Annotated in this window: 23 protein-coding genes and 1 tRNA gene; 1 reads left to right on the top strand and 23 read right to left on the bottom strand. The window is 71.7% G+C overall.

What is annotated here, in order from left to right; translation table 11 throughout:
• Nucleotides 1-113: 113 nt before the first annotated feature.
• The 15 genes from glyA to ACFV9M_RS21630 all read right to left on the bottom strand — a co-directional run bounded on the left by glyA (nucleotide 114) and on the right by ACFV9M_RS21630 (nucleotide 18,435).
• Nucleotides 114-1,373 carry a serine hydroxymethyltransferase gene (gene glyA / locus ACFV9M_RS21700; protein ID WP_385061665.1) on the bottom strand — a complete coding sequence of 420 codons (1,260 nt, stop codon included), beginning with the start codon at nucleotides 1,371-1,373 and terminating at the stop codon, nucleotides 114-116.
• 476 nt (nucleotides 1,374-1,849) lie between these two features.
• Nucleotides 1,850-2,527, bottom strand: coding sequence for a protein-tyrosine-phosphatase (locus ACFV9M_RS21695; protein ID WP_385061667.1), 678 nt, complete (start codon nucleotides 2,525-2,527; stop codon nucleotides 1,850-1,852).
• Nucleotides 2,524-3,171 (bottom strand): L-threonylcarbamoyladenylate synthase, encoded by a 648-nt coding sequence (locus ACFV9M_RS21690; protein ID WP_385061669.1) that lies wholly within the window; start codon nucleotides 3,169-3,171, stop codon nucleotides 2,524-2,526. The genes ACFV9M_RS21695 and ACFV9M_RS21690 overlap by 4 nt, the downstream gene beginning before the upstream one ends.
• 55 nt (nucleotides 3,172-3,226) lie before the next feature.
• Nucleotides 3,227-4,072: a peptide chain release factor N(5)-glutamine methyltransferase gene (gene prmC, locus ACFV9M_RS21685; protein ID WP_385061671.1), complete on the bottom strand. Its 846-nt coding sequence runs from the start codon at nucleotides 4,070-4,072 to the stop codon at nucleotides 3,227-3,229.
• Between the two features lie 40 nt (nucleotides 4,073-4,112).
• On the bottom strand, nucleotides 4,113-5,189 hold the full coding sequence (gene prfA / locus ACFV9M_RS21680; RefSeq protein WP_385061673.1) for a peptide chain release factor 1: 1,077 nt from the start codon (nucleotides 5,187-5,189) through the stop codon (nucleotides 4,113-4,115).
• Nucleotides 5,190-5,310: 121 nt separating this feature from the next.
• Nucleotides 5,311-5,532 carry a 50S ribosomal protein L31 gene (gene rpmE, locus ACFV9M_RS21675; protein ID WP_010040182.1) on the bottom strand — a complete coding sequence of 74 codons (222 nt, stop codon included), beginning with the start codon at nucleotides 5,530-5,532 and terminating at the stop codon, nucleotides 5,311-5,313.
• A 148-nt stretch (nucleotides 5,533-5,680) separates the two neighbouring features.
• Complete coding sequence (locus tag ACFV9M_RS21670; RefSeq protein WP_385061675.1) at nucleotides 5,681-6,811, bottom strand: LCP family protein; 1,131 nt, start codon at nucleotides 6,809-6,811, stop codon at nucleotides 5,681-5,683.
• A gap of 175 nt (nucleotides 6,812-6,986) precedes the next feature.
• The gene (locus ACFV9M_RS21665) at nucleotides 6,987-8,792 is read right to left on the bottom strand and encodes a trypsin-like serine protease (protein ID WP_385061677.1); all 1,806 of its coding nucleotides are present in this window, start codon (nucleotides 8,790-8,792) and stop codon (nucleotides 6,987-6,989) included.
• Nucleotides 8,793-9,033: 241 nt separating this feature from the next.
• Nucleotides 9,034-11,019: a transcription termination factor Rho gene (rho, locus tag ACFV9M_RS21660; protein ID WP_385061679.1), complete on the bottom strand. Its 1,986-nt coding sequence runs from the start codon at nucleotides 11,017-11,019 to the stop codon at nucleotides 9,034-9,036.
• A gap of 402 nt (nucleotides 11,020-11,421) precedes the next feature.
• Complete coding sequence (thrB, locus tag ACFV9M_RS21655; protein ID WP_385061681.1) at nucleotides 11,422-12,339, bottom strand: homoserine kinase; 918 nt, start codon at nucleotides 12,337-12,339, stop codon at nucleotides 11,422-11,424.
• Between the two features lie 487 nt (nucleotides 12,340-12,826).
• Complete coding sequence (thrC, locus tag ACFV9M_RS21650) at nucleotides 12,827-13,885, bottom strand: threonine synthase (RefSeq protein WP_385061682.1); 1,059 nt, start codon at nucleotides 13,883-13,885, stop codon at nucleotides 12,827-12,829.
• Nucleotides 13,886-13,891: 6 nt separating this feature from the next.
• Nucleotides 13,892-15,190, bottom strand: coding sequence for a homoserine dehydrogenase (locus ACFV9M_RS21645; RefSeq protein WP_385061933.1), 1,299 nt, complete (start codon nucleotides 15,188-15,190; stop codon nucleotides 13,892-13,894).
• A 177-nt stretch (nucleotides 15,191-15,367) separates the two neighbouring features.
• The gene (lysA, locus tag ACFV9M_RS21640) at nucleotides 15,368-16,759 is read right to left on the bottom strand and encodes a diaminopimelate decarboxylase (RefSeq protein ID WP_385061684.1); all 1,392 of its coding nucleotides are present in this window, start codon (nucleotides 16,757-16,759) and stop codon (nucleotides 15,368-15,370) included.
• 15 nt (nucleotides 16,760-16,774) lie between these two features.
• Nucleotides 16,775-17,821 (bottom strand): ArgS-related anticodon-binding protein NrtL, encoded by a 1,047-nt coding sequence (gene nrtL, locus ACFV9M_RS21635; protein ID WP_385061685.1) that lies wholly within the window; start codon nucleotides 17,819-17,821, stop codon nucleotides 16,775-16,777.
• Between the two features lie 86 nt (nucleotides 17,822-17,907).
• Nucleotides 17,908-18,435 (bottom strand): response regulator, encoded by a 528-nt coding sequence (locus ACFV9M_RS21630; protein ID WP_385061686.1) that lies wholly within the window; start codon nucleotides 18,433-18,435, stop codon nucleotides 17,908-17,910.
• 134 nt (nucleotides 18,436-18,569) lie between these two features.
• Between ACFV9M_RS21630 and ACFV9M_RS21625 the strand changes: the two genes are divergently transcribed.
• Nucleotides 18,570-18,641: transfer RNA gene (locus ACFV9M_RS21625), tRNA-Arg, on the top strand.
• Nucleotides 18,642-18,895: 254 nt separating this feature from the next.
• Here the strand turns inward: ACFV9M_RS21625 and ACFV9M_RS21620 are convergent.
• From ACFV9M_RS21620 to ACFV9M_RS21585, 8 genes are all read right to left on the bottom strand, one after another.
• Nucleotides 18,896-20,281 (bottom strand): tyrosine-type recombinase/integrase, encoded by a 1,386-nt coding sequence (locus ACFV9M_RS21620; protein WP_385061688.1) that lies wholly within the window; start codon nucleotides 20,279-20,281, stop codon nucleotides 18,896-18,898.
• Nucleotides 20,278-20,490: a helix-turn-helix transcriptional regulator gene (locus ACFV9M_RS21615; protein WP_385061689.1), complete on the bottom strand. Its 213-nt coding sequence runs from the start codon at nucleotides 20,488-20,490 to the stop codon at nucleotides 20,278-20,280. The genes ACFV9M_RS21620 and ACFV9M_RS21615 overlap by 4 nt, the downstream gene beginning before the upstream one ends.
• Nucleotides 20,480-21,850, bottom strand: coding sequence for a replication initiator (locus ACFV9M_RS21610; RefSeq protein ID WP_385061691.1), 1,371 nt, complete (start codon nucleotides 21,848-21,850; stop codon nucleotides 20,480-20,482). The genes ACFV9M_RS21615 and ACFV9M_RS21610 overlap by 11 nt, the downstream gene beginning before the upstream one ends.
• Nucleotides 21,847-22,107, bottom strand: coding sequence for a hypothetical protein (locus tag ACFV9M_RS21605; RefSeq protein ID WP_385061693.1), 261 nt, complete (start codon nucleotides 22,105-22,107; stop codon nucleotides 21,847-21,849). Before ACFV9M_RS21605 ends, ACFV9M_RS21610 begins: the two co-directional genes overlap by 4 nt.
• A gap of 104 nt (nucleotides 22,108-22,211) precedes the next feature.
• Entirely contained in the window at nucleotides 22,212-22,502 is a 291-nt protein-coding gene (locus ACFV9M_RS21600; protein WP_385061695.1) for a hypothetical protein, read from the bottom strand.
• Between the two features lie 35 nt (nucleotides 22,503-22,537).
• Nucleotides 22,538-22,732, bottom strand: a complete 195-nt coding sequence (locus ACFV9M_RS21595; protein ID WP_004983392.1) for a hypothetical protein — start codon at nucleotides 22,730-22,732, stop codon at nucleotides 22,538-22,540.
• 12 nt (nucleotides 22,733-22,744) lie between these two features.
• A complete protein-coding gene (locus tag ACFV9M_RS21590) occupies nucleotides 22,745-24,061 on the bottom strand; it encodes an FtsK/SpoIIIE domain-containing protein (RefSeq protein WP_385061697.1) in 1,317 nt (438 codons plus the stop codon).
• Entirely contained in the window at nucleotides 24,061-24,411 is a 351-nt protein-coding gene (locus ACFV9M_RS21585) for a hypothetical protein (RefSeq protein WP_385061699.1), read from the bottom strand. The genes ACFV9M_RS21590 and ACFV9M_RS21585 overlap by 1 nt, the downstream gene beginning before the upstream one ends.
• Nucleotides 24,412-24,425: the final 14 nt, after the last annotated feature.

Below are 24,425 nucleotides of genomic sequence, written 5' to 3'. Positions count from 1 at the left end.
GTCTCGCTGGCCATCTCAGCCCCACACCCTAGCGACGGCCGCATATGGTTGGGGACTTCCGGGTAGCCACGATGGTTGCACGGGTTGCTGTACGGATGCGCGCCTACCCCGGTTCAGCCGGGATACGGCGGGAAGGCCAGGGCCAGTTCCCGCACCTCCTCACGCGCCGCCCTCACCTCGACGTCGTCCCGCAGCACCCCCGCCATCAGCTTGGCGATCCGGGTCATCTCCTCCTCGCCCATGCCCTGCGTGGTCACCGCGGCCGTGCCCAGCCGCAGACCGCGGGCGGCGGCCGCGCCCCCGACGGCCGCGCCGTGCGGCAGGGCGCAGCAGTCCAGCACCATCCCGGCGGCCGCCAGCCGGCCCCGCGCGGTGCGTCCGTCGACGCCGAGGTGCGCCGGGTCGGCGGTGACGAGGTGGGTGTCGGTCCCCCCGGTGGTGACGGCGAACCCCTCGGCCGCCATCCCGGCCGCGAGAACCCTCGCATTGGCGACCACCTGATGGGCGTACGCGGCGAACGCCGGTGTTGCCGCCTCGCCGAACGCGACCGCCTTCGCGGCGATCGTGTGCATCTGCGCCCCTCCCTGGGTGAAGGGGAACACGGCCCGGTCCACCCGCTCCGCCAGTTCGGCGCCGCACAGGATCATCCCGCCGCGCGGCCCGCGCAGCACCTTGTGCGTGGTGGCGCAGACGACGTCCGCGTACGGCACCGGAGAGGGTGCCGCTCCCCCGGCGACGAGCCCGATCGGGTGGGCGGCGTCGGCGATGAGATAGGCGCCGACCTCGTCGGCGACCTCCCGGAAGAAGGCGTGGTCGATGTGGCGGGGGTAGGCGATGGACCCGCACACGATCGCCTTGGGCCGGTGGCTGCGGGCCAGCGTCCGCACCTGCTCGTGGTCGATCAGCCCGGTCTCGGCGTCGACTCCGTAGGGCACGAAGTCGAACCAGCGACCGGAGAAGTTGGCGCGGGACCCGTGCGTGAGGTGGCCTCCGTCGGGCAGCCCGAGGGCCAGGACGGTGTCCCCGGGGCGCAGCAGCGCGGCGTAGGCGGCCAGTACCGCCGACGATCCGGAGTGGGACTGCACGTTGGCGTGGTCGGCGTGGAACAGCGCCCTGGCCCGCTCCACGGCGAGGCGCTCGGCCACGTCGACGATCTCGCAGCCCCCGTGGTGCCGGGCCCCCGGATAGCCCTCCGCGTACTTGTTGGCGAGGGGGGAGCCGAGTGCCGCCAGCACGGCCGGCGAGGTGAAGTTCTCGGCGGCGATCAGTTGCAGCGACGACGCCTGCCGCTCCCGCTCGCCGAGCAGGATCCCGGCGAGCTCGGGGTCCTGCCGTTGCAGGACGTCGGCCTCTGGGGCATGGGTGACCGGCATGGTGGACTCCGCTGGACTCCGGGCATCGACGGTGACGTAGGTCCAATGTAGGCCGGGGAGACCGGGGACGCCCGGTGTCGGCGGCCGGAACGAAGTCGTGGCGGACGGGCCGGCCGGGAAGGGGCGGTGCCGGGGGCGGGCGCCGGGCGGGACGCGGGACGGACGCCGCAGGGGCCGGGCGCCGTAGGGACCGGGCGCCGCAGAGACCAGGCGGCGCCGCAGAGACCAAGCGCCGCAGGGACCGGGCGCCGTACGCGGGTGGGCGCACGCAGGACGGGCGCCGCAGGGACCGGGCGCCGTACGCGGGTGGGCGCACGCAGGACGGGCGCCGTGCAGGAGCGGTGCCGGGAGGGACCGGTGCCAGGCGGGGCGGTGCCGGGAGGGACCGGTGCCAGGCGGGGCGGTGCCGGGCGGGACCGGGGCCGGGCGGGTGGTACCGGGCGGGACCGGTGCCGGGCAGTGCCGGGCGGGTGGTGCTACATCCGCGCCGGCACCCCGGTGAGCGCCGTGACGACGGGATCCAGCGCCTGGTGTATCTCGTCCCCGATCGACCGGAAGAACGGCAGCGGTGCCCCGTACGGGTCGTACACCTCGTCCGCCTCCGCCGTCGGCGCCAGCAGCCAGCCGCGCAGCGCCGCCGCCGCGCGGACCAGGGCGCGGGCGCGCATCACCACGCCGTCCTCCAGCGGGGGCAGCGTGGCGGGGTCGATCGCGTCCACCAGACGGGTGAACTCCTTCAGGGTGAAGGTGCGCAGCCCCGCCGAGTGCCCCATGGAGATGACCTGGGCGCGGTGGTCGCGGGTGGCGGTCAGGACCAGGTCGGCCCGGATGACGTGGTCGTCGAGGAGCTCGCGGCCGGTGAAGCCGGAGGCGTCGGCGCCGAAGTCGGCCAGCACGGTCTCCGCGTTGGCCTCCATCGGCGCGCCTTCGTGGCCCCAGGTGCCCGCGCTCTCCACGATCAGCCCGCCGCCCAGGATCCCGAGCCGCTGCGACACGAAATGCCGCGTCAGCCGCTCGGTGATCGGCGAGCGGCAGACGTTGCCGGTGCTGACGTGGAGGATGCGGAAGGTGTCGCGCGGGAACCCGAACGTCGTCGTCTCTTCCGCAGCGCGTACTCCGCTGCCTATGCCACGCCCCGCGTCAGGGGCTGTCAATTCGCCACCTCGAGGTCGGGTACGACCTTCCGCAGCTCGTCCTCGCCGATCGCGCCCGCGCGCAGCAGCAGGGGCACGTCGCCGCTGACGTCGACGATGGAGGACGGGACGTTGCCGGGGGTGGGACCGCCGTCGAGGTAGACGGAGACGGAGTCGCCGAGCATTCCCTGGGCGGAGTCGCAGTTCTCCGGCGCGGGGTGGCCCGTGAGGTTCGCCGAGGAGACGGCCATGGGGCCGACCTCGGTCAGCAGCTCGATGGCGACCGGGTGCAGCGGCATGCGCACCGCCACCGTGCCCCGGGTGTCGCCCAGGTCCCACTGGAGGGACGGCTGGTGCCGGGCGACGAGGGTGAGCGCGCCCGGCCAGAAGGCGTCGACCAGCTCCCAGGCCAGCTCGGAGAAGTCGGTGACGAGACCGTGGAGCGTGTTAGGGGAGCCGATCAGGACGGGGGTGGGCATGTTGCGGCCCCGGCCCTTGGCCTCGAGCAGGTCGCCCACGGCCTCCTTGGAGAACGCGTCGGCGCCGATGCCGTAGACCGTGTCGGTGGGGAGGACCACCAGCTCGCCGCGGCGGACGGCGGACGCGGCCTCGCGCAGACCCGTCACGCGGTCGGTCGCGTCATTGGTGTCGTATCGCCGAGCCATGTCTAGCGGGCCTCCTCGTGCACGTACTGCTGGGGGTGGGAATGCGGGGTGGCGCTCACGGCAGTGCCTTGCGGGCCGTCGCGAAGCGCGGGCGGTTGTTGAGGTCGGGGTGGTCGGCCGCGTCGGCCCAGCCCCGCTCCTCGGTGAAGATCCACGGCACCTGGCCGCCCTGGGTGTCGGCGTGCTCGATCACGACGACGCCGCCGGGGCGCAGGAGCCGGTGTGCGGTCCGTTCCAGACCGCGGATGAGGTCGAGGCCGTCCTCGCCGGAGAACAGGGCCATGTCGGGGTCGTAGTCCCGCGCCTCGGGGGCGACGTACTCCCATTCGGTGAGCGGGATGTACGGCGGGTTGGAGATGACCAGGTCGACCTGGCCGTCGAGGTCCGGGAAGGCCGTCAGAGCGTCGCCCTGGCGCAGGTCGACCCTGGACCCCTCCACGTTCTTGCGGGTCCACACCAGGGCGTCCTCGGACAGCTCCACGGCGTGCACGCGCGAGCGCGGCACCTCCTGGGCGAGGGCCAGCGCGATGGCGCCGGAGCCGCTGCACAGGTCGACGATGCACGGCTCGACGACGTCCATGGCCCGGACGGCGTCTATGGCCCAGCCGACCACGGACTCGGTCTCCGGCCGCGGCACGAAGACGCCCGGCCCGACCTGGAGCTCCAGGTAGCGGAAGTAGGCCCGCCCGGTGATGTGCTGGAGCGGCTCGCGCTGCTCGCGCCGGGCGATGACCTCCCAGTACCGGGCGTCGAAGTCGGAGTCCTTCACGGAGTGGAGTTCGCCGCGCTTCACGCCGTGCACGAACGCGGCGAGCTCCTCCGCGTCGTTGCGCGGCGAGGGCACGCCGGCGTCGGCCAGCCGCTGGGTGGCCTGGGCCACCTCCGCGAGCAGCAGGTTCACGCAAGTCCTCCGTGTCGTACTCGTCGTGCGTACGTGCGCCTTACGCGGCGGCGAGCTTCGCCGCCGAGTCCGCGTCGACGCAGGCCTGGATCACCGCGTCGAGGTCGCCGTCCAGGACCTGGTCCAGGTTGTAGGCCTTGAAGCCGACCCGGTGGTCGGAGATGCGGTTCTCCGGGAAGTTGTAGGTGCGGATCTTCTCGGAGCGGTCGACGGTGCGGACCTGGCTGCGACGGGCGTCGGCGGCCTCCCGCTCCGCTTCCTCCTGCGCCGCTGCCAACAGCCTGGAGCGCAGGATACGCAGTGCCTGCTCCTTGTTCTGCAACTGGCTCTTCTCGTTCTGGCAGGAGGCGACGACTCCGGTGGGCAGGTGCGTGATGCGCACGGCGGAGTCGGTGGTGTTGACGGACTGCCCGCCGGGCCCGGAGGAGCGGTAGACGTCGATGCGCAGGTCGTTGGGGTTGATCTCGACGTCGACCTCCTCCGCCTCGGGCGTGACGAGCACACCGGCCGCGGAGGTGTGGATCCGGCCCTGGGACTCGGTCGCCGGGACGCGCTGCACCCGGTGCACCCCGCCCTCGTACTTCAGCCGGGCCCAGACGCCCTGGCCGGGCTCGGTGGCGCCCTGGCCGCCCTTGGTCTTCACGGCGACCTGGACGTCCTTGTAGCCGCCCAGCTCGGACTCGGTGGCGTCGATGATCTCGGTCTTCCAGCCGACGCGCTCGGCGTAGCGCAGGTACATGCGCAGCAGGTCGCCCGCGAAGAGCGCGGACTCGTCACCGCCGGCGCCGGCCTTGATCTCCAGGATGACGTCCTTGTCGTCGCTCGGGTCCCTCGGCACCAGCAGCAGGCGCAGCTTCTCCGTCAGCTCCTCGCGCTGCTTGTCCAGCTCCTTGACCTCGGCGGCGAAGTCCGGGTCGTCGGCGGCGAACTCGCGCGCGGTGTCGATGTCGTCGCCGGTCTGCTTCCAGGAGCGGTACGTGGCGACGATCGGGGTGAGCTCGGCGTAGCGCTTGTTCAGCCTGCGCGCGTTGGCCTGGTCGGCGTGGACCGACGGGTCGGCGAGCTTCGTCTCCAGGTCGGCGTGCTCACCGACGAGTTCCTCGACGGCCTCGAACATCTCTGGCTCCTGTGCTGCGTACGAAAAGGGAAGGCGGGCGACCAAAAACGCCGGTCCCGGCGCTCCCCGGGCGGGGCGCGGCCGTGGACCGGCGACAGGGCCCGAGGGCCCCAGGGGCTCGCTACTTCTTGGAGCCGGCGGCCTTGCCGAAGCGGGCCTCGAAGCGGGCCACACGGCCACCGGTGTCGAGGATCTTCTGCTTGCCCGTGTAGAACGGGTGGCACTCGGAGCAGACGTCGGCCCGGATGGCGCCGGACTCGATGGTGCTACGGGTGGTGAACGACGCGCCGCAGGTGCAGCTGACCTGCGTCTCGACGTACGCGGGGTGGATGTCGCGCTTCAAGGTGTCTCCTAGGTTTCGGGAGGGCGCCGGGTCGCCGCCGCGGGATGCGACAGCGTGAACCGGAGCCGACGTACCAGTCTGCCAGGACTGGCGCCATCCCCCAAAACCGGGGGCTGCCGTCATCTATTCCCGCGTGTCCCCGGGCCCCTCACGGGGCGCCGACCACGTCCTGCGCCTCGCCGGTGGCCGTGCCCCGGGTGGCCGTCCTCGGAACGGGCCGGTCGTCCCTGAGCGCCGTCCAGACCTGCCGGGCCTGCCGCTCCTGGACGACGACCCGGTTGGGGTCGGCCGGGTCGTACCGGACGGGCAGGGTGACCATCGTCATACGGGACGCGCCGATGCCCCGGAGGCCGTTCGCGAAGGACATCAGGGCGTTGAGGGAGCCCAGGCCGGAGTCGGTGGTGAGGGCCTTGGTGGCGGTGTCGGCGAGGTCGTAGAGCCGGGTGCCGCCGGTGAACAGGCCGATCTTGTCGACCTGCTCGACCAGGGCCTTGAGGAAGGCCTGCTGGAGCTGGATGCGGCCGAGGTCGGAGCCGTCGCCGACGCCGTGCCGGGTGCGGACCAGGGCGAGGGCCCGCTCGCCGTCCAGCCGGTGCGTGCCGGCCTTCAGGTCCAGGTGGCTGTCGGGGTCCCGGATGTCCTCGGTGGTGGTGACCTCGACCCCGCCGAGCTCGTCGACGAGCGTGCGGAAGCCGGAGAAGTCGACCTCCAGGTAGTGGTCCATGCGCAGACCGGTGAGCGACTCGACGGTCTTCACCGCGCAGGCCGCGCCGCCGGTGGTGTACGCCGAGTTGAACATCACGTCCGGCGCGGCGGGGTGGGTGACGCCCTCGGCGTCGGTGCACGCCGGCCGGTCGACGAGGGTGTCGCGCGGCACGGAGACCACACCGGCCTCCGTGCGGCCCTCGTACACGTGGACGATCATCGCCGTGTCGGAGCGGGCGCTGCCGTCGTCGGTGCCGCCGCCGAGCTTCCCGTTGGCGCCGGAGCGGCTGTCCGAGCCGAGGACGAGGATGTTCTCGGAGCCGTTGCCGGCCTTGGCGGGCCGGTCGGTGCCCAGCATGCGGTCGATGTCGATGCTCGCGATGTTGCCGTTGAGCCGGACGTAGAGGTAGCCCGTCCCGGTGCCGCCGAGGGCGACGATGCCCGCCGCCGTCCATGCCGCGGCCGTCAGCGCCCTGCGGCGGCCCTTCGCGCCCCGGCGCGGACCACCGCCGGACCGGTCGGTTGCGCCGGTCCCGCCCGGTGTGCCGGGCTCCGGCGTGCTCTCGGCGGGCATGTTCACCATCGTCACCCCACCCCACCGGGGGGCGAAAGTCGGGAGCGGGCGCGCAACGGCCCGCGCCCGGCCTCGAGGGCCGGGCGCGGGGTGTGGTCGGACGGCGGGACGGGGCGCACCCCGCTCACCGGCGACGTGGACGACGTCGGACGACGTCGGGCGACGTCGGGCGACGTCAGGCGAAGAGGTCGTACTGCTTGAACGACGTACCGAGCGAGATCCGCGCGGCGAAGGCCGCGGTGCTCGCCTTGCCGGTGCCCTTGTACAGGTAGAGCGTGCCGGCGGGGGTGCGGGCCAGGAAGTCGGCGATGCCGTCGCCGCTGACGTCACCGACGGCGTCGAAGGCGTTGTACGTCGTCTTGCTCCAGGTCGTCACCTTGACCCGCGCGCCGAACGCGGTCGTGCCGGCCGTGCCGGTGCCCGGGTACAGGTACACCGCGCCGGTGCTGGAGTTGCGGGCGATCAGGTCGGTCTTGCCGTCGTTGGTGAAGTCGCCGTGGCCGCGTACGACGTCGTACTGGCTCCAGCCGCCGCCGACCTTCACGGGCGCGGAGAAGGCGCCGTTGCCCTTGCCGGGGTAGATCCACAGGATGCCGGAGGCGTCGACGGCGAGCATGTCCGGCAGGTAGTCCCCGGTGACGTCACCGGGGGTGACGATCGTCCGGCGGGTCTTCCAGTTGTCGCCGATCAGCTTGGTGGCCCAGGTGCCGCTGGAGGGCACGTAGTGCTTCCAGAAGACGTCGCCGTCGGAGGCGCGGCGCAGCAGCAGGTCCTGGTAGCCGTCCCGGTCGAGGTCGGTCTGGAGGACGATGTTGTAGCCGCTCCAGGTGCCCCAGGACTCACGGGCGGCCAGCGAGGTGCCCTTGGAGTCGATCTCGTACCCGGTCTTCGTGGAGGAGTTGCGCACCCACAGGTCGGCCAGGTGGTCGCCGCTGAGGTTGGTGTCGTCGACGCGCGGATAGACGGGGATGACGTACGTGGACATCTTGGCGAAGACGCTGTAGGCGCCGCTCTCGACGCAGTCCTTCACACCCCAGGAGACGACGCCGACGATCCGGCCGTTCACCACCAGGGGGCCGCCGGAGTCGCCGTTGCAGGCGGAGTTCGTGCCGGTGTCGCTGCCGGTGGCGGGCTCGCCCGCGCACACCATGTGGCCCTTGACGTAGTCGGCGCCGTAGTAGGCCGTGCAGGCGGCGTTGGACTGGATCGGCAGCTCGGCGGCCTTCAGCGTCTCGGAGATGTCCTGCGTGGCGGAGCTGGTGCGGCCCCAGCCGTAGACCGTGGCCTTGGTGCCGGCCGTGTAGGACGTGGAGTCCAGGTTCGTCGTCATCCGGATCGGCGTGGCCTTGACCGGGGCGGGCAGCGTCAGGACGGCGACGTCGTTGTCGATGGTCGTCGCGCTGTACGACGGGTGGTTCCACTGGCGCCAGACGCCCATGGCGGTGCCGCCGTGCAGGTCGCCGTCGGCGGAGATCAGCTGCGCGGTGCCGGTGACGACGAAGCCGTTGGCGTGCCAGTCGTAGCCCTTGACGCAGTGCGCGGCGGTGAGGATCTTCGTCGGGGCGACGACCGCGCCGCCGCAGAAGAAGCCGATGTCGTCGCTGGTGCTGGTGGTGCCCCGGTCGTCGCCGTACCAGAGCTGGGCCATCCACGGCGCGGTGGTGAGGGTCGTGGTGGTGCCGCCGATGATCTTCGCATCGACGCTGCTCGCGGTGCTGCTCGCGCTGCTGCTCGCGCTCAGGGACGCCTTGGAGGTCTCTCCGGGAGTGTCGTCACCGGCGACGGCGACGGCGGCGCGCTCCTGGAGCGCCTCGGACGACAGCGGCGTGCCGTACGCGGGCACCGGCGGCGCCTCGGCCGCCTGGGCGGACGACAGGAACAGCGCGCCGGCGACGGCGGCGGCGACTGTGGCCGCGGCGACGGGCAGGGCGATCCGTATCCGGCGTCTGTGCCGGCCGCCCCCGGGCGTGGGTGTACCCACTCAAGTCCCCCCTCGGGATCAGGTGCTCAGGGAATCCACGGTCGAATACATGACCGAAGGGCGTGATCGTACCGTGCCGCTGAACGGCGAAAGGGCCGCCCCCCGAGGGGGACGGCCCTTTCGCGCCCGAAGGGGCGCGGGACCGCATCGCCTGTGCGGCTCCGCCGCGTGGGCGCGACCGGTCACGGCCGGCCCGCGGTCACCCGGCAACCGGACGTCTTGGGCTCGCCTGGCGGAGCGACTAGTCGCCGTTGCCCGGCGTGGGCGTCGTCTTCTGGATCTGCATCAGGAACTCGACGTTCGACTTCGTCTGCTTCATCTTGTCGAGCAGCAGCTCGATCGCCTGCTGCTGGTCGAGCGCGTGCAGCACCCGGCGCAGCTTCCATACGATGCCGAGCTCCTCGGCGCCGAGCAGGATCTCCTCCTTGCGGGTGCCGGACGCGTCGACGTCCACCGCCGGGAAGATGCGCTTGTCGGCGAGCTTCCGGTCGAGCTTGAGCTCCATGTTGCCGGTGCCCTTGAACTCCTCGAAGATCACCTCGTCCATGCGGGAGCCGGTGTCGACGAGCGCCGTCGCCAGGATGGTGAGCGAGCCGCCGTCCTCGATGTTGCGCGCGGCGCCGAAGAACCGCTTCGGCGGGTACAGCGCGGTCGAGTCGACACCACCGGACAGGATGCGGCCGGAGGCGGGCGCGGCCAGGTTGTAGGCACGGCCCAGGCGGGTGATCGAGTCGAGCAGCACGACGACGTCGTGGCCCAGTTCCACCAGACGCTTGGCGCGCTCGATGGCGAGCTCGGCGACCGTGGTGTGGTCCTCGGCGGGGCGGTCGAAGGTCGAGGAGATGACCTCGCCCTTGACCGACCGCTGCATGTCGGTGACCTCTTCCGGACGCTCGTCGACGAGGACGACCATCAGGTGGCACTCGGGGTTGTTGTGGGTGATCGCGTTGGCGATCGCCTGCATGATCATGGTCTTGCCGGTCTTCGGCGGGGCCACGATCAGACCGCGCTGGCCCTTGCCGATGGGCGAGACGAGGTCGATGATCCGGGTGGTGAGGACGCCGGGGTCCGTCTCCAGGCGGAGGCGGTCCTGCGGGTAGAGCGGGGTGAGCTTGTTGAACTCCGGTCGGCCGCGGCCGTGTTCGGGCGCCATGCCGTTGACGGAGTCCAGGCGCACCAGCGCGTTGAACTTCTCGCGCCGCTCGCCTTCCTTCGGCTGACGGACCGCGCCGGTGATGTGGTCGCCCTTGCGCAGGCCGTTCTTGCGGACCTGGGCGAGGGAGACGTACACGTCGTTGGGGCCCGGCAGGTAGCCCGACGTACGGATGAAGGCGTAGTTGTCGAGGATGTCCAGGATGCCCGCGACGGGGATCAGGACGTCGTCCTCGGTGATCTGCGGCTCGGCGGCGCCGATCTCGTCGCGGCCACGGCGGCCACGGCGGTCGCGGTAGCGGCCGCGACGGCCACGGCGGCCGCCCTCGAAGTCGTCGTCGTCCTGCGGACCGGCGTTCCGGTCCTGGCGGCCGCCGCTCTGCTGCTGGGTCTGCTGCTGGCGCTGACCGCCCTGGCCCTGCTGGTCGTCGCCCTTGCCGCGGCGGTCGCGGTCGCGGCCGCGCTCACGGCGGTCGCGGCGGCGGCCCTCGCCGCCGTCGGCGTCGGTCCTGCCGTCGGCCTGCGGCTGGGCGGCCTGCTCGGTCTGGGCCGGGGCCTCGGCCTTGGGGGCGCTCTTCGCCTCGGCCGTGACGGTCTCGGGGCTGCCCGCCTCGGCGGTGGCGCGGCGACGGCGGCGCTCGGTGGGGGCGTCGTTCCCTCCGGCCGGCTGGCCGGGGATCTCGATCTGCTGCTGGGCCACGGCCTTCTCGGCGGGGGCCTCGGCCGGGGCGGCGTCCGCCTTCTTCGCGGCGGCGTCCTCGCCCGTGCGCGCCTTGGAGGTGGCGCGGCGCTTCGGCTTGGTCTCGGCGGGGGCTTCGGCCTTCGCGGCCGGGGCGCCACCGGAAGCCTGCGCCTCCTTGATGACCTCGATCAGCTGGCTCTTGCGCATCCGCGCGGTGCCCCTGATGCCGAGGCCGGATGCGACCTGCTGCAGCTCGGCCAGCACCATGCCCTCGAGGCCGGTACCGCGGCGCCGCCGGGAGCCGGCACCGGTGGCAGGCGCGGAGGCGTCCGTGGCGGGCGCGGCAGCGGTCTCCTCGACACGTGCGCCCATCAGATCGGTGGTGTCGCTCACGAAGGGTCCTTCCCTGGAGCGGACGTCGGCCTGTCTGGCTCGGCGACCGGTTGTGCTGTCCGACTTCGGTCCTTGCTGTGGCGAAGCCGGGGCGGTGGTCCGCCAAAGCGGCGGAAGAGATTTCTGGTGATGGCGCTTCCTCGACGAGCCGTGACACCCGGTGTCACGTGGCGCGGTCGCACCGATTCCGGAGCGTGCCCGGCAGACCGCTCAGCGTCGCCGTACGGCGTACTGCCCAGGTACGACGTACGGAACGCAGTGCGGCTTGGGGAGCTCCCGGAAGAATGTCTGTCCCGGACGGGGACACGAAGCACCTCGCCATGGTGGGGTCGGGTGCAGACTTGAGGTTAACACTACCGGATCCAACAAACATTCCCCCTCTCGAAATCCGGCAACCGTGTGTCAGGGCGCAAGCGGCAGCACGCTCGCTCCCCGCAGGTCCAGGCTCAGCCGGTTGGCGGCCCAGTCCTCGCCGGCCAGGGCTTCGACCTTGTCGGCCGTGCCCGCGTCGGCCAGCGCCATCACGGTGGGGCCGGCGCCGGAGATCACCGCGGGGATCCCGTCGGCGCGCAGCCGCTCCACCAGTGCCGCGCTCTCCGGCATGGCGGGCGCGCGGTACTCCTGGTGGAGGCGGTCCTCGGTGGCGGGCAGCAGCAGCTCGGGGCGCCGGGTGAGGGCCTCGACGAGCAGGGCGGCGCGGCCCGCGTTGGTGGCGGCGTCGACGTGCGGCACGGTGCGCGGGAGCAGACCGCGGGCGGTCTCGGTCAGAACCGGCTTTCCGGGCACGAAAACCACCGGAACGATGGAATCGGAGGGCTCCATCCTGATGGCCCGCGCGGCGCCCGCCTCCATCCAGGAGAGGGTGAAGCCGCCGAGCAGACAGGCCGCGACGTTGTCGGGGTGGCCCTCGATCTCGGTGGCGAGCTCGAGCAGGGCGGTGTCGTCGAGCTTGGACTCGCCGCCTATGGTCACGGCGCGGGCGGCGACGATGCCGGCGCAGATGGCGGCGGAGGAGGAGCCGAGGCCGCGGCCGTGCGGGATGCGGTTGGCGCAGACGATCTCCAGGCCGCGCGGCTGGCCGCCCAGGACGTCGAAGGCGGTGCGCAGGGAGCGGACGAGAAGGTGCTTCTCGTCGCGCGGCAGCGTCTCGCTGCCCTCACCCGCGATGTCGATGTGCAGCCCGGAGTCGGCCACCCGGACGACGACGTCGTCGTAGAGCCCCAGCGCGAGGCCCAGGGCGTCGAAGCCCGGACCGAGGTTGGCGCTGGTGGCGGGGACGCGCACCCGGACGGCGGCGGCGCGGAACGCTGGACCGGCCATCGCTCGTTGACTCTCCTTGAGCTGCGTGATGGTCGAATGACATTCGATGACGTACGAGGACCCACGGGCCGCTGCGGCGGCGCGGCCCCGTTGCCGGCCACGCGCTATGCACGGGCATATGCGGGGGCGGGTCAGGTACAGCCTATCGAAGGAAGGTTCTGTGGCGACATAGGGCGCACAGGAGGCGCACGATGCGTGTCGCAAGCCCCCCGTGCACCCCTGACGGGGACACCCCGATGGGGGTGACCCCGATGGGGGTGACCCCGATGGGGGTGACCCCGATGGGGGTGACCCCGATGGGGGTGACCCCGAGGGAGGTGCCCGACGGGGGTGCACGGCTCGTCGGACCCGGCCCGTCGGGCGAGACTCGTCAGACCCGGCTCGCCAGGACCCGGGCCGTCAGACCCGGCTCGCCAGGACCCGGCTCGCCAGGACCCGGGCCGTGAGACCCGGCTCGCCAGGACCCGGCTCGCCAGGACCCAGTTGCTCAGGCGAGACCGAGGCGCGCGGCCGCCGTCACCGCGTCGACGGGGACGGTGACCGGCTGCGGAGCGCCGGCGACGGCCCAGTCGGGGTCCTTCAGGCCGTTGCCGGTGACGGTGCACACGATCTTCTGCCCCGGGTCCACCTTGCCCTGCTCGGCGGCCTTGAGCAGACCGGCCACGGACGCGGCGGACGCGGGCTCGACGAAGACGCCCTCCTGCGCGGCCAACAGCCGGTAGGCGCGCAGGATCTCACGGTCCGTCACCTCGTCGATGAGGCCGCCGGAGTCGTCCCGCGCCGCCAGCGCGTACTGCCAGGAGGCGGGATTGCCGATCCGGATCGCGGTGGCGATGGTCGACGGGTCCTTGACCACCTCGCCGCGCACGATCGGGGCGCTGCCGGACGCCTGGAAGCCCCACATACGGGGGGTCTTCGCGGCCAAGCCGTCGGCGGCGTACTCCCGGTACCCCTTCCAGTACGCGGTGATGTTGCCCGCGTTGCCGACCGGCAGGACGTGGATGTCGGGCGCGTCGCCGAGCATGTCCACGATCTCGAACGCGGCCGTCTTCTGGCCCTCGATCCGCACCGGGTTGACCGAATTGACCAGCGCCACGGGGTAGTTGTCGCTCAGCTCGCGGGCCAGCGTGAGGCAGTCGTCGAAGTTGCCGTCGACCTGGAGGATCTTCGCGCCGTGCACGAGGGCCTGCCCCATCTTGCCCAGGGCGATCTTGCCCTGCGGGACCAGGACGGCCGAGACCATCCCGGCGCGCACCGCGTACGCGGCGGCGGAGGCGGACGTGTTGCCGGTGGAGGCGCAGATGACCGCCTTCGCGCCCTCTTCCTTGGCCCGGGTGATGGCCATGGTCATACCGCGGTCCTTGAAGGACCCCGTCGGGTTCGCGCCCTCGACCTTGAGGTGGACCTCGCAGCCGGTGCGCTCGGAGAGCACCTGCGCGGGCACGAGGGGCGTGCCGCCCTCGCGGAGCGTCACGACGGGCGTGCTGTCGGAGACCGGCAGCCGGTCCCGGTACTCCTCGATGATTCCGCGCCACTGGTGGGTCATTGCTGGTTACTCTCCTTCAACCCGCATGATGCTGGCGACACCCCGCACGGTGTCGAGCTTGCGCAGCGCCTCGACGGTCCCGGTCAGGGAGGCGTCGGACGCGCGGTGGGTGACGACGACGAGGGAGGCGTCGTCGCCCCCGTCCTGTCGTCCTTGCTGGCGCACCGTATCGATGGACACGCCGTGCTCTGCGAACACGGTGGCCACCTGGGCGAGAACGCCCGGTTTGTCCGCCACGTCGAGGCTGATGTGGTAGCGGGTGACCACATCGCCCATCGGCGAGACGGGCAGGGCGGCGTACGCCGACTCGCCGGGCCCCGTCGCCCCGCTGAGCCGGTTGCGGCACACGGCGACGAGGTCGCCGAGCACGGCGGAGGCGGTGGGCGCACCGCCCGCGCCGGGACCGTAGAACATCAGCTGTCCCGCCGCGTCCGACTCCACGAACACGGCGTTGTACGCGCCGCGCACGGAGGCGAGCGGGTGGGTCAGCGGAATCATGGCGGGGTGCACCCGCGCGGTGACGGACCCCCCGTCGGCCGCCCGCTCGCAGATGGCGAGCAGCTTGATGGTGCAGCCCATCTCCCGGGCGGAGACGAAGTCGGCCGCGGTGACCTCGGCCATGCCCTCGCGGTAGACGTCGTCGAGGCGCACCCGCGTGTGGAAGGCGATCCCGGCGAGGATGGCGGCCTTGGCGGCGGCGTCGAAGCCCTCGACGTCGGCGGTCGGATCGGCCTCCGCGTACCCGAGGGCGGTGGCCTCGTCGAGGGCCTCCTGGTACCCGGCGCCCGTGGAGTCCATCTTGTCGAGGATGAAGTTGGTCGTGCCGTTGACGATGCCCATCACCCGGTTGATCTTGTCGCCGGCGAGGGACTCGCGCAGCGGCCGGATCAGCGGGATGGCGCCGGCGACGGCGGCCTCGTAGTACAGGTCCTCGCCGTGCTCGTCCGCGGCCGCGTGCAGGGCGGCGCCGTCCTGGGCGAGCAGCGCCTTGTTCGCGGAGACGACGGAGGCGCCGTACTCGAACGCGGTGGTGATGAGGGTACGGGCGGGCTCGATGCCCCCGATGACCTCGACGACGACGTCGATGTCGCCGCGCTTGACGAGCGCGGTGGCGTCGGTGGTGACCAGGGACGGGTCGATGCCCTCGCGCACCCTGGAGGGCCGCCGCACCGCGACGCCCGCCAGTTCGACGGGGGCGCCGATCCTCGCGGCGAGGTCGTCGGCGTGCGTCGTCATGATGCGCGCCACCTCTGAGCCGACCACTCCACAGCCCAGCAGCGCCACCTTCAGCGGACGCGTACGCATCATCCGACCTCGTTTCCTCATACCGTCTACGGTTGCTCCAGTCTCACTCACCGGACCGCAGTTTCTGTCCTCGGTCCGGATCGTGAGACATCTATTTCATTTCCACAGGGGCGGCAGACAGGAGATCTTCCGCCCCGGCGTCCACGGGAATTCTCCCGCTCCCCCGCGTCCCCCGCCTCATCCGACGTCGAGCCGCAGCAGGTCCTCCTCGGTCTCGCGCCGGACGATGACCCGCGCCTCGCCGTCGTGCACGGCGACGACCGGCGGACGCAGGACGTGGTTGTAGTTGCTCGCCATGGACCGGCAGTACGCCCCCGTGGCGGGCACCGCGATCAGGTCACCCGGTGCCAGGTCCCCCGGCAGGAAGGCGTCCTTCACGACGATGTCCCCGCTCTCGCAGTGCTTGCCGACCACGCGGACCAGCATCGGCTCGGCGTCCGAGGTCCGGGAGACCAGGGCGACGCTGTACTCGGCGTCGTAGAGCGCGGTACGGATGTTGTCGGACATGCCGCCGTCGACGGAGACGTAGGTGCGCAGCCCGTCGAGGGGCTTGATGGTGCCGACCTCGTACAGCGTGAAGGCGGTCGGGCCGACGATGGCGCGTCCCGGCTCGACGGAGATCCGCGGCGTGCGCAGGCGGGCGGCCTCGCACTCGCGCGTCACGATCTCGGTGAGCGCCTTGGCGATCTCGTGCGGCTCGCGGGGGTCGTCGTCACTGGTGTACGCGATCCCGAGCCCGCCGCCGAGGTCGATCTCCGGCAGTTCCACCCCGTGCTCGTCGCGGACGTCCTTCAGCAGGCCGACGACCCGGTGGGCGGCGACCTCGAAGCCGGACATGTCGAAGATCTGCGACCCGATGTGGCTGTGGATGCCGATCAGCTCCAGCCCGTCGAGCTGGAGAGCGCGCCGTACGGCCTCGGCGGCCTGCCCTCCGGCCAGCGGGATCCCGAACTTCTGGTCCTCGTGGGCGGTGGCGATGAACTCGTGGGTGTGGGCCTCCACCCCGACGGTGATCCGGATCTGCACGCGCTGCCGCCTGCCCAGCGACTGCGCGATGTGCGCCACCCGCACGATCTCCTGGAAGGAGTCGAGCACGATCCGCCCGACACCGGCCTCCACGGCGCGGCGGATCTCCTCCACCGACTTGTTGTTGCCGTGGAAGGCGATGCGGTCGGCGGGCATGCCCGCGGAGAGCGCGGTGGCCAGCTCGCCGCCGGAGCAGACGTCGAGGTTGAGCCCCTCCTCGTGCAGCCACCGCACGACGGCGCGGGACAGGAAGGCCTTCCCGGCGTAGAAGACGTCGGCGTCGCCCCCGAAGGCGACGCGCCACGCCCGTGCCCGCGCCCTGAAATCGGCCTCGTCGAGGATGTACGCCGGCGTGCCGTGCTGCTCGGCGAGCGTCTTGACGTCGACCCCGCCGACGGTGACGACGCCGTCGGCGGTGCGGGTGACGGTCTGCGCCCACACCTTGGGGTCGAGGGTGTTGAGGTCGGCGGGCGGGGCCGCGTAGTGCCCTTCGGGGAGGACGTCGGCGTGACGGGGCCCGGCGGGGTGTGCGGAACGGCTCATCGTGAACGTGCTCTTTCAGAGGTGATCGGGTGCGTCGATGCCGAGCAGGGTCAGGCCGCCGGCCAGCACCGTCCCGGCGGCTTCGGCGAGCGCGAGCCGGGCGCGGTGGGCGGCCGAGGGTTTCTCCTCACCGCGGGGCAGGACGGTGGGCAGCAGGACGAGGGTGGCGTCCGCGAGGGCGACCAGGTGCCGGGTGAGGCGGGAGGGCGTGGCGATACCGTCCGGGTGCGGAACGGCGGCGACGGTGGCGAGGATGCGGGGATGGTCGGCGAGCAGGGCGACCAGTTCACGGACGGCGGCCCCCGGCCCGGAAGGAGCACCGTGCTCGCCGGAGTCACCGGGGTCACCGGGGTCACCGGGGTCACCGGGTTCGGCGGTGAACCCGAGATCGACGGCGTTGCGGCCGAGGGCGCGGGTGCGGGCGTGGGCGTACCGGACGCGGAAGAGCGGATTGCCCTCCCGCTGGACCAGATGGTCGGCGCTGACCCGGGGCCGGTCGTGCGGGGCGGGGTGGAGCAGGGCCCACTGAACGGCGTCGGGTCCGAGCGGGGCGGGGTCCTCCGGGGCGGGGACGGGCCGCAGGTTGACGGGCTCGCGATGCCCGACCTCGACGCGCCCGCCCTGCGAGCCGACGATCCGCGCGAGCGCGTCGGCGAGGACCTCGGCGCGCACATCGAAGGGCACACGCAGCTCGAAGACGCGCCCGGCGAGGGTGTCGCCGTGCCCGTAGCGGTCCCCCTCTTCCCGTATCCGCCGGACGAGCGCGACGGCGGCGGCCGTGTGATCGACCTCGATGTTCAGGAACCCCGGCCCGGTGATCTCCACTCCGGTGACGCCGGCCTCGCCCGCCAGATGGGCCCGCAGCACCTCCGCGACCCGCAACGGCGGCTGCCCGGCGGGACGCGCGAGCTGCAGGGCGATGTTGGTGGCGTAGTCCCCGGTTCCCCCGGGCCCGGGCGGCCCGACCACGGCCCGCGACGGCACGGCCACCCCCAGCTCCCCGGCATCGACAGCACGACGCACCGCGCGCAGCACGGTACGGGACAGCTCGACGGGGGTCACGGGACAAGCGTAGGGGAGGAGGGGGGTGGGTATGCGAGCCGGTTTGAGGAGGGTCCGGGATGTGGACGGTGGCCCGAGGGCCCGCTCTACTCGGCGCCGGAGAGGTTACCCGTCACGCTCCCCGTACCTGTCCCTGTTCCCGTCCTCGCCCCTACACCCTCCACTCCCCCGCCGCCTTCCCCGCGCTTCCCTTCCAGCAGGCTGCGTACGAGGGCCACGAGTTCGGCGGGCTCGAAGGGCTTGGGAAGGAAGGCGTCGACGCCCGCGTCGAGGCCGGCCTCGACCTCGTAGCGGGTGCACGCGCTGATGATCGCGAGAGGAAGATCACGGGTGAGCGGATCGGCACGCAACTGTGCCGCCGTCCGGAGCCCGTCCAACCGGGGCATGACGACATCGAGGGTCACAAGATCGGGCCGAACCTGGTGAACGACATCCAGACACTCGGCACCATCGGACGCGGTCACGACCTCGAGGCCCTCCAGCTCGAGATTGACCCTGATCAGCTGCCGGATGACCTTGTTGTCGTCCACAACAAGCACCCGGCCGGACGCGCCTGACACACCTTGAGAGTAGGTCGAGACCGGCCACCGCGTCCGGGTTTTCCCCACTTCCACCCCGTGCGGGGGACCCAGGCCCCACGGACCCTGCGGAAACCCGTTCCAGACCACCCCGACAGAGCTGGTAGTGTTCTACCCGTCGCCGCGAGCGAGCAGCTCAACGCCCGACAGCCCCCGCAACTGGGGGGCACGCCCCCGTAGCTCAGGGGATAGAGCAACGGCCTCCGGAGCCGTGTGCGCAGGTTCGAATCCTGCCGGGGGCACCTTGAAGAAGGTGCCTAAAGACCCCGCCATCAGCTAGAACGCTGAGGACGGGGTCTTCGCGTATATGCAGGCGGGTGCCGCCGGAAGCAGCCGTTTGCCAGTGATCACGTTGTAATAGCGTGTTGATCTTGGAGGGCTCCGCAGCAGGTCAGCGGGGGTTCCACAGGCCCTCAGCGTAGCTCTGTGGACTATGCGTGGACGGACGGAAGCCCCGGATCACTCCGGGGCTTCCGTCCGTTGATCGTGACTGTCTTCAGCTCTCGGTGCCGTCCACCCCGAGCCCTTGCATGATCCGGTCGTTCATCTCCTGCTCCTGGCCGTCGATGCACTTGGCGTAGATCTTCAGGAGGACGTCCACCGAGTGGCCGGCGCGAGCGGCGACCTCAGGGGCGGGCACTCCCGAGTTGAGCCACTGGGAGACGCCCGCGTGCCGGAGGTCGTACGGCCGGAAGGCGAGGACCGAGGACACCTGATCGGGGACGAGCGCCAGTTCCCGAGCCTGCTTCCATGCTCGGGAGTACGACGAGGCAGCGATCACGTTGCCCCGCTCGCTGGAGAACAGTCGGCCGTCCTCTGCCGTGCCGAACTCGCCCAGGTGATCGAGGAGCAGCCGCACGAGCGGGGGCGGAATCGGCACGATGCGTACCTCTCCTTGGGCCCGCTGCTTCAGCCCTCGCCGGTCGTGCGCCTCACCGGAGTCGGTCCACGCCTTACCGGCTGTCGGACGGGTCTCCGCCAACTCGATGCGGCCCCAGCCCTTTGCCGGAAGCATGCAGTCGGAGCGGCGTAGGCCGAGTGCCTCGCCCGGCCGCATGGCCGCGTAATAGAGGCATCCGAAGAAGGCCCGCAGCCGCCGACCGCTCGCCCGCTCGTAGCCACCCACGTAGGTGAGTGCGGTGAGCAGATCCCGAGCCTGCCGCGGGTTGACCACCACCCGGCGGTCGACTTCCTGCACCGCGCGCTTGCCTCGCTTGCGCCGGACGCGGCTCAGCGGGTTGGAGGTGAGGTGCTCCAGCTCCACCGCGAATTCCAACGCGTTGAAGACGACCGCCCGCCGACGCCGGTACGTCTGGGTGGCCGCGGGCTTGCCGTCCAGCCGCCGGCTCAGCCCGTCGATCAGCTCATGCACACGGGTGATCTCTTGCAGCTCGCCCACCGGAAGCGATGCCTTCTCGATCCACTTCACGGCAGAGGTAATCTCCTCCGGTCGTTCCCGCTCCCTACGCGGCACGGGCAGGACGTACGAGCGCAGTGCCCGACGCAACACCTCGGGAGCGGGCCGCCCCCGTCCCGGCTTGACCAGGACGGGAACGACCGTCGCCAAGGCATCCGTCATGCTGTCCCGCTGCTTGGCCGACGCCTCTGCCCAGCGGGCATCGACGTACTTGGTAGCCAGGTCGAGGAAGGACAGCGCCGCCTTGCCTCCGCGCAGGGAATCGGGCAGTCCGGTCACCGTGTCGAACGGCTCGCCCTTGTCGAGCGCCCGCACGAGCTTGGCCCGGAAGCGGTCGGCCAGTGCCTTGGTCTTGTGTGACTCGCTGAAGGGCTGTCCGTCGACCACCCAGCGCACGAGATAGGTCGGTTTCTTGGTGGTCTTGTTGACCGAGAGCTTCCACACGGAAGCCTTGTAGGACTTCACGACGCCGCCCCCTCCGCCCGCTCCTCCAACCAGTCGTTGAGCACGTCCCGCCGGACCCGAAGCTCACCGTTCGGCAGGCGGATGCAGGCCGGCGCGAGGCGCAGTTCCCGCCAGCGGTAGAAGGTGCGCCGGGAGATACCGCCCAGTTCGTCGAGCACCTGGCGCACGGTGAGCAACTCGGCCGCCTTCGCACGTGGGTCACGCGCCATGGGAAGCACCGCCCTCCCGCACCGAGGCGGCCAGGAGCGCGGCTTCCGGTGAGTAGCCACGGCCCGCGTAGCGCCACCGGCCGACCGTGACCGTCGGGAGGCCGTCCAGACCGAGGGAGGCCCGTTGCTGCTCCGCCCGGTGGTCGATTCGGGCCTGCCGGAGGGCGGTCAGCGTGGTCGAGTAGCGGCGGGACTTGGTGGAGAAGTGGCCGCCGTACCCGAGCATGTGCGCCCAGCGGCGCAGGCCGAACGGAGCAAACTCCGGTAAGCCTCCGAGCCACCAGCACGTGGCGATCATGCGGAGCACGTGTGCCCGCACCGGCAGCATGACCATGTCTCGCGCCTGATGGATACGGCCGTCCACCGCGCCGGCGGACTCCGCTCCTTTGGTGGCGTACTTGGCGATGTAGCCCGCCACGGTGGCCGGTGAAGCAGGCAGCTGCCCCGCGCCCCGCCGGTACGAGGTGACCGGGCGTACGTCGACCTGGGCACCGAAGCGCAGCGCCCGCGGACCGATGACACCCGCACCGGGGGCATTCAGCCGGACGCGTCCGACCACCGCCCGGACGGAGTCGACCAGGAGCGGGACGTTCGCCCAGTAGGGCGGATGCGAGTCGGGTCCGTCCGGGCCGTCGAGGCGGATCACGGCATGGAAGTGGACCAGGCCCCGCCGCTGATACTCGGCGACTTTCGCGTACGACAGTCGGGCGACTTCCCCGAACTCGGTACGGGTCAGCCCGGCCCGCCGTGCGACCTCCCGCCGCAGCTCCAGCCCGAACCGATGCCAGAGCCGACCGGCGAACGCGTGCCAGAGGACGGCCCCCGCGTAGTCGTAGCAGCGCGGGCAGAGCGGTTCGCCGAGACGAGGGTCATCCGCCGGGTGCCGCTCCCGGCATCCGGCCGGAATCCCGTGCGGGCAGTGGTCGCCTATCCGACGAGGCCGACAGGGCGGTACGCGTCCGTCACTCTCGCGGCGGGTGTGGACGGGACCGAACCCGGGGGCTGTGAGCGTGGCGAACACCCGCGGGTGACCACTCACCGCCTCCGGGACGTTCTTGCCCCCGACAAGACCGGCCCGGACGAGTTGGTACGTGTCCGCCCGGTACAGAGCCGAGCAGGCCGGGCAGACGGTCGCGCGCCGGTTGCCGCACGCGGTGAGCAGGCGGCCGCCGTAGACGTCCGAGCCGTAGGAGAGCAGGGCCGCGCCGGTCGTCGTGTCGTAGACGGTTGCCGCGCCGACCAGATGAATCGGGTTGGTGCAGCCGCCGAGGCGGACGATGTTCCGGCGCCAGGCCGCGAACTCCGGCTCCGACGCTCTGGCGACGAGAGCGGCAACGCTCCCCGGAAGGGCGGTGGTCATCGGCGACCAACCCCGCCGCCGAACGCCTGCCCCATCACGGCCGAGATCCCCTCCGGCCGAGTCTTGGCGCTGAAGCGGAGCGTCGGGTCCGTGAGCCAGACGGCGGCCGCGTGCGCGGGACACAGCCACTGCTCGGTTCCGTCGAGTTCGACGAGGACGATCTGTTCCCGTCCGGCGCAGGTCGAGACCTGCGCGTCGCGCTGCCTGAGGTCGCAGTCGAGCGGCGGGGATTTGCGCGAATGAGGCGCGGTGGACAAAGTGTGAGTGCTCCTTTCACTGCTCACGTGGCGGATGGAGTGGGTTCCTGACGGGGTCGGGTTTGGCGACTTCGCGCCCCGTCGGGAGCCCGTCGTACGGGCGATCACTGCCGTTCCTCGGGCGGAATCCCGATGACGCTGTACGAGATCGGGCCGAAGTCGCGGCGTGCGTCGAAGTAGCCCCGGCCGATGTCCTCCGCCGGCACGCCGAGCGGAGCGGCGACGAACTCCACACCGTCGCGGCGAGCGGCGGAGTCGGAGGCGTCGACCAGGACGGTGACGGACGCGTGACGCGGTACGACGACGGCCGGGTTGGCGGTCAGGAAGTCGACCAGCTCCCGCAGACCGGCCAGGAAGGCGGCGCGGTCACCGGAGCGGATGACGTAGTCGGACACAGCGAGTCCCTTTGTTGGGTCGTTGACGGGTCGTTTCAGAAGCGGAGTTGGCCGAGGAAGCCGTTCACGCCGTCGAGGAGGGCCTGAACGACGGGCGCTGCCACGGTCCGGGCGAGCAGGAAGCCGAAGGTTCCGCAGAGCAGCGCGTCGGCCCACCTGAGGTACCGGATGCGCAGGAGGAACCAGATCAGCAGGCCGAGCAGCAGCACGGCCGACATGGACACCAGCACGGCAGGCCCCTTTCACGGTTCGACGTGCAGTTCGGACAGGACGGGAGTCAGGTGCGCGTACTCCGCGGCGACGGCTTCCGCCTCCGCTTCCGTGATCAGGTGAGACCGGGCGCGTTCCCATCCGTCGCCGGAGGCGAGGACGGCGGTACCGGCCTGTTCCGGGGCAATGGCTTGGGCCGCTTTCAGCGCGTCGGGGTTGAGGTCGCCGAGCGCCATTTCGGCCGTACCGGGGTCGGCCACGCGGTGGCAGACTCGGCCGCCCAGCTGAGCCCGCAGTGCGGTGACGCCGGGCCCCAGATCGGAGCCGACGCGCTGGCCGGCGACTACGAGGAACACACCGAGTGCCGCGCCGAGCTGGGCCAGCCGGATCAGCGCCGTACCGGCCGCATGCGCTTCGTCCTTCTCGTTCCGGCTCGCGACGAGGAACAGTTCCGCGATCTCGTCGACGATCACGACGACGGGAACCGGGCGTTCTTTGTCTGGCAGGCCCCAGATGTTCCGGACGCGAGCCGTCCGGCAGAGGGTCATCCGGTCGAGGGTCAGGTCCACAAGTGCGGTCAGCAGCCGGACCGCTTGTTCACGGTTCGTCGCGAGGGCGGACAGCCGCGGTTCGTAGAGGGACAGTTCCATGCCGCCCTTGCAGTCGATGCCGACCAGGGCGACGGGCTGCGGGGCGAGGCCCGCCACGAGGGCGTTGATCAGGGTCGACTTGCCGGAGCGGGTGGCCCCGACGATCAGCCAGTGAGGGACGCGCCGCAGGTCGACCACCCACGCGGCCCCGGTCTCCAGGGCACCCACGGTCACCCGGAGCAGATGGCCAGGCCCTCGCTGCTTCGGCACCCGAGGATCGGCCAATGGGTCTGCCGCCGAGGCGACGATCCGTACGACCCCCGGCTTCCAGGAGGTCACCCGTACCGCGTGTACCTGCCAGTTCTCCGCCATGGCGGGCGCCGCCTTGACGAAGTGCTCCGGCACCTGGCCCGGCAGCAGCCGCACGAGCAGTACGAAGCCGCTGGTGGTCGGGCGTATGAGCCCCCTTCGGGGCACCCGCGGCTGCGGCGGAGGTGCCCCTTTGCCCACGAGCCCGGACACCACGGTCAGCGCCGGCCGACGGCTCACGGCGAGCCCGCAGCCGGCCATCAGGGGCCGCCAGGTGTGCACGACTCGGAAGGCCACGGCCGGGAAGCCGCATAACAGCCACCAGGCAACGGGATAGCGGCGGCGCAGGGCCGGGCCTGCCAGAAGCAGACCCGACGCCAGCACTGCGGCCACCACCAGAACCCAGCTCGGCCAGGTCTCACCGGCCGAAGCGGCGGAGGCCAGCTTCATCACTGACTGGCCCCCTTACCCGCAGGGGTGGCGGGAGCGTTCAGGGGCCGGATCTCCGCCGCGCGGAACGCGATCCCGTGCCGCCCCTCGTTCTCCCAGGGCGTGGCGACCAGGTCCCGCACGGCCACTGGCATGCCGAGCTGCACACCGGCCGGCTCACCGGCCACGCTCACGTTCACGACGTCGGCCGACGCGCCCGCCATCAGGCAGAGGCCGACCTGGTACACGGTCTTGCCGGTCTCACGGTCCACACGAAGCTGACCGGTCTCACGGTTGGCGACCCGCGGAGCCGGGGGAACGGCACAGATGATCCCCGTGAACTTCGCGGTGTCGATCGGAAGGCTTGCCACTGTTCGGATCTCCT

Origin of the sequence: Streptomyces sp. NPDC059895, from assembly GCF_042731035.1 — a bacterium.
In the GTDB taxonomy this organism is placed as follows: domain Bacteria; phylum Actinomycetota; class Actinomycetes; order Streptomycetales; family Streptomycetaceae; genus Streptomyces.
This window is presented reverse-complemented; position numbering and strand designations above follow the sequence as displayed.

Excerpts from the sequence above, each read along its gene's own strand:
- lysA (WP_385061684.1), bottom strand. The coding sequence starts at position 16,759 with ATGAGCCGTTCCGCACACCCCGCCGGGCCCCGTCACGCCGACGTCCTC.
- ACFV9M_RS21670 (WP_385061675.1), bottom strand. The coding sequence starts at position 6,811 with ATGCCCGCCGAGAGCACGCCGGAGCCCGGCACACCGGGCGGGACCGGC.
- thrC (WP_385061682.1), bottom strand. The coding sequence starts at position 13,885 with ATGACCCACCAGTGGCGCGGAATCATCGAGGAGTACCGGGACCGGCTG.
- ACFV9M_RS21690 (WP_385061669.1), bottom strand. The coding sequence starts at position 3,171 with ATGGCTCGGCGATACGACACCAATGACGCGACCGACCGCGTGACGGGT.
- ACFV9M_RS21590 (WP_385061697.1), bottom strand. The coding sequence starts at position 24,061 with ATGAAGCTGGCCTCCGCCGCTTCGGCCGGTGAGACCTGGCCGAGCTGG.
- ACFV9M_RS21610 (WP_385061691.1), bottom strand. The coding sequence starts at position 21,850 with ATGACCACCGCCCTTCCGGGGAGCGTTGCCGCTCTCGTCGCCAGAGCG.
- glyA (WP_385061665.1), bottom strand. The coding sequence starts at position 1,373 with ATGCCGGTCACCCATGCCCCAGAGGCCGACGTCCTGCAACGGCAGGAC.
- prfA (WP_385061673.1), bottom strand. The coding sequence starts at position 5,189 with ATGTTCGAGGCCGTCGAGGAACTCGTCGGTGAGCACGCCGACCTGGAG.
- thrB (WP_385061681.1), bottom strand. The coding sequence starts at position 12,339 with ATGGCCGGTCCAGCGTTCCGCGCCGCCGCCGTCCGGGTGCGCGTCCCC.
- ACFV9M_RS21615 (WP_385061689.1), bottom strand. The coding sequence starts at position 20,490 with ATGGCGCGTGACCCACGTGCGAAGGCGGCCGAGTTGCTCACCGTGCGC.
- ACFV9M_RS21645 (WP_385061933.1), bottom strand. The coding sequence starts at position 15,190 with ATGCGTACGCGTCCGCTGAAGGTGGCGCTGCTGGGCTGTGGAGTGGTC.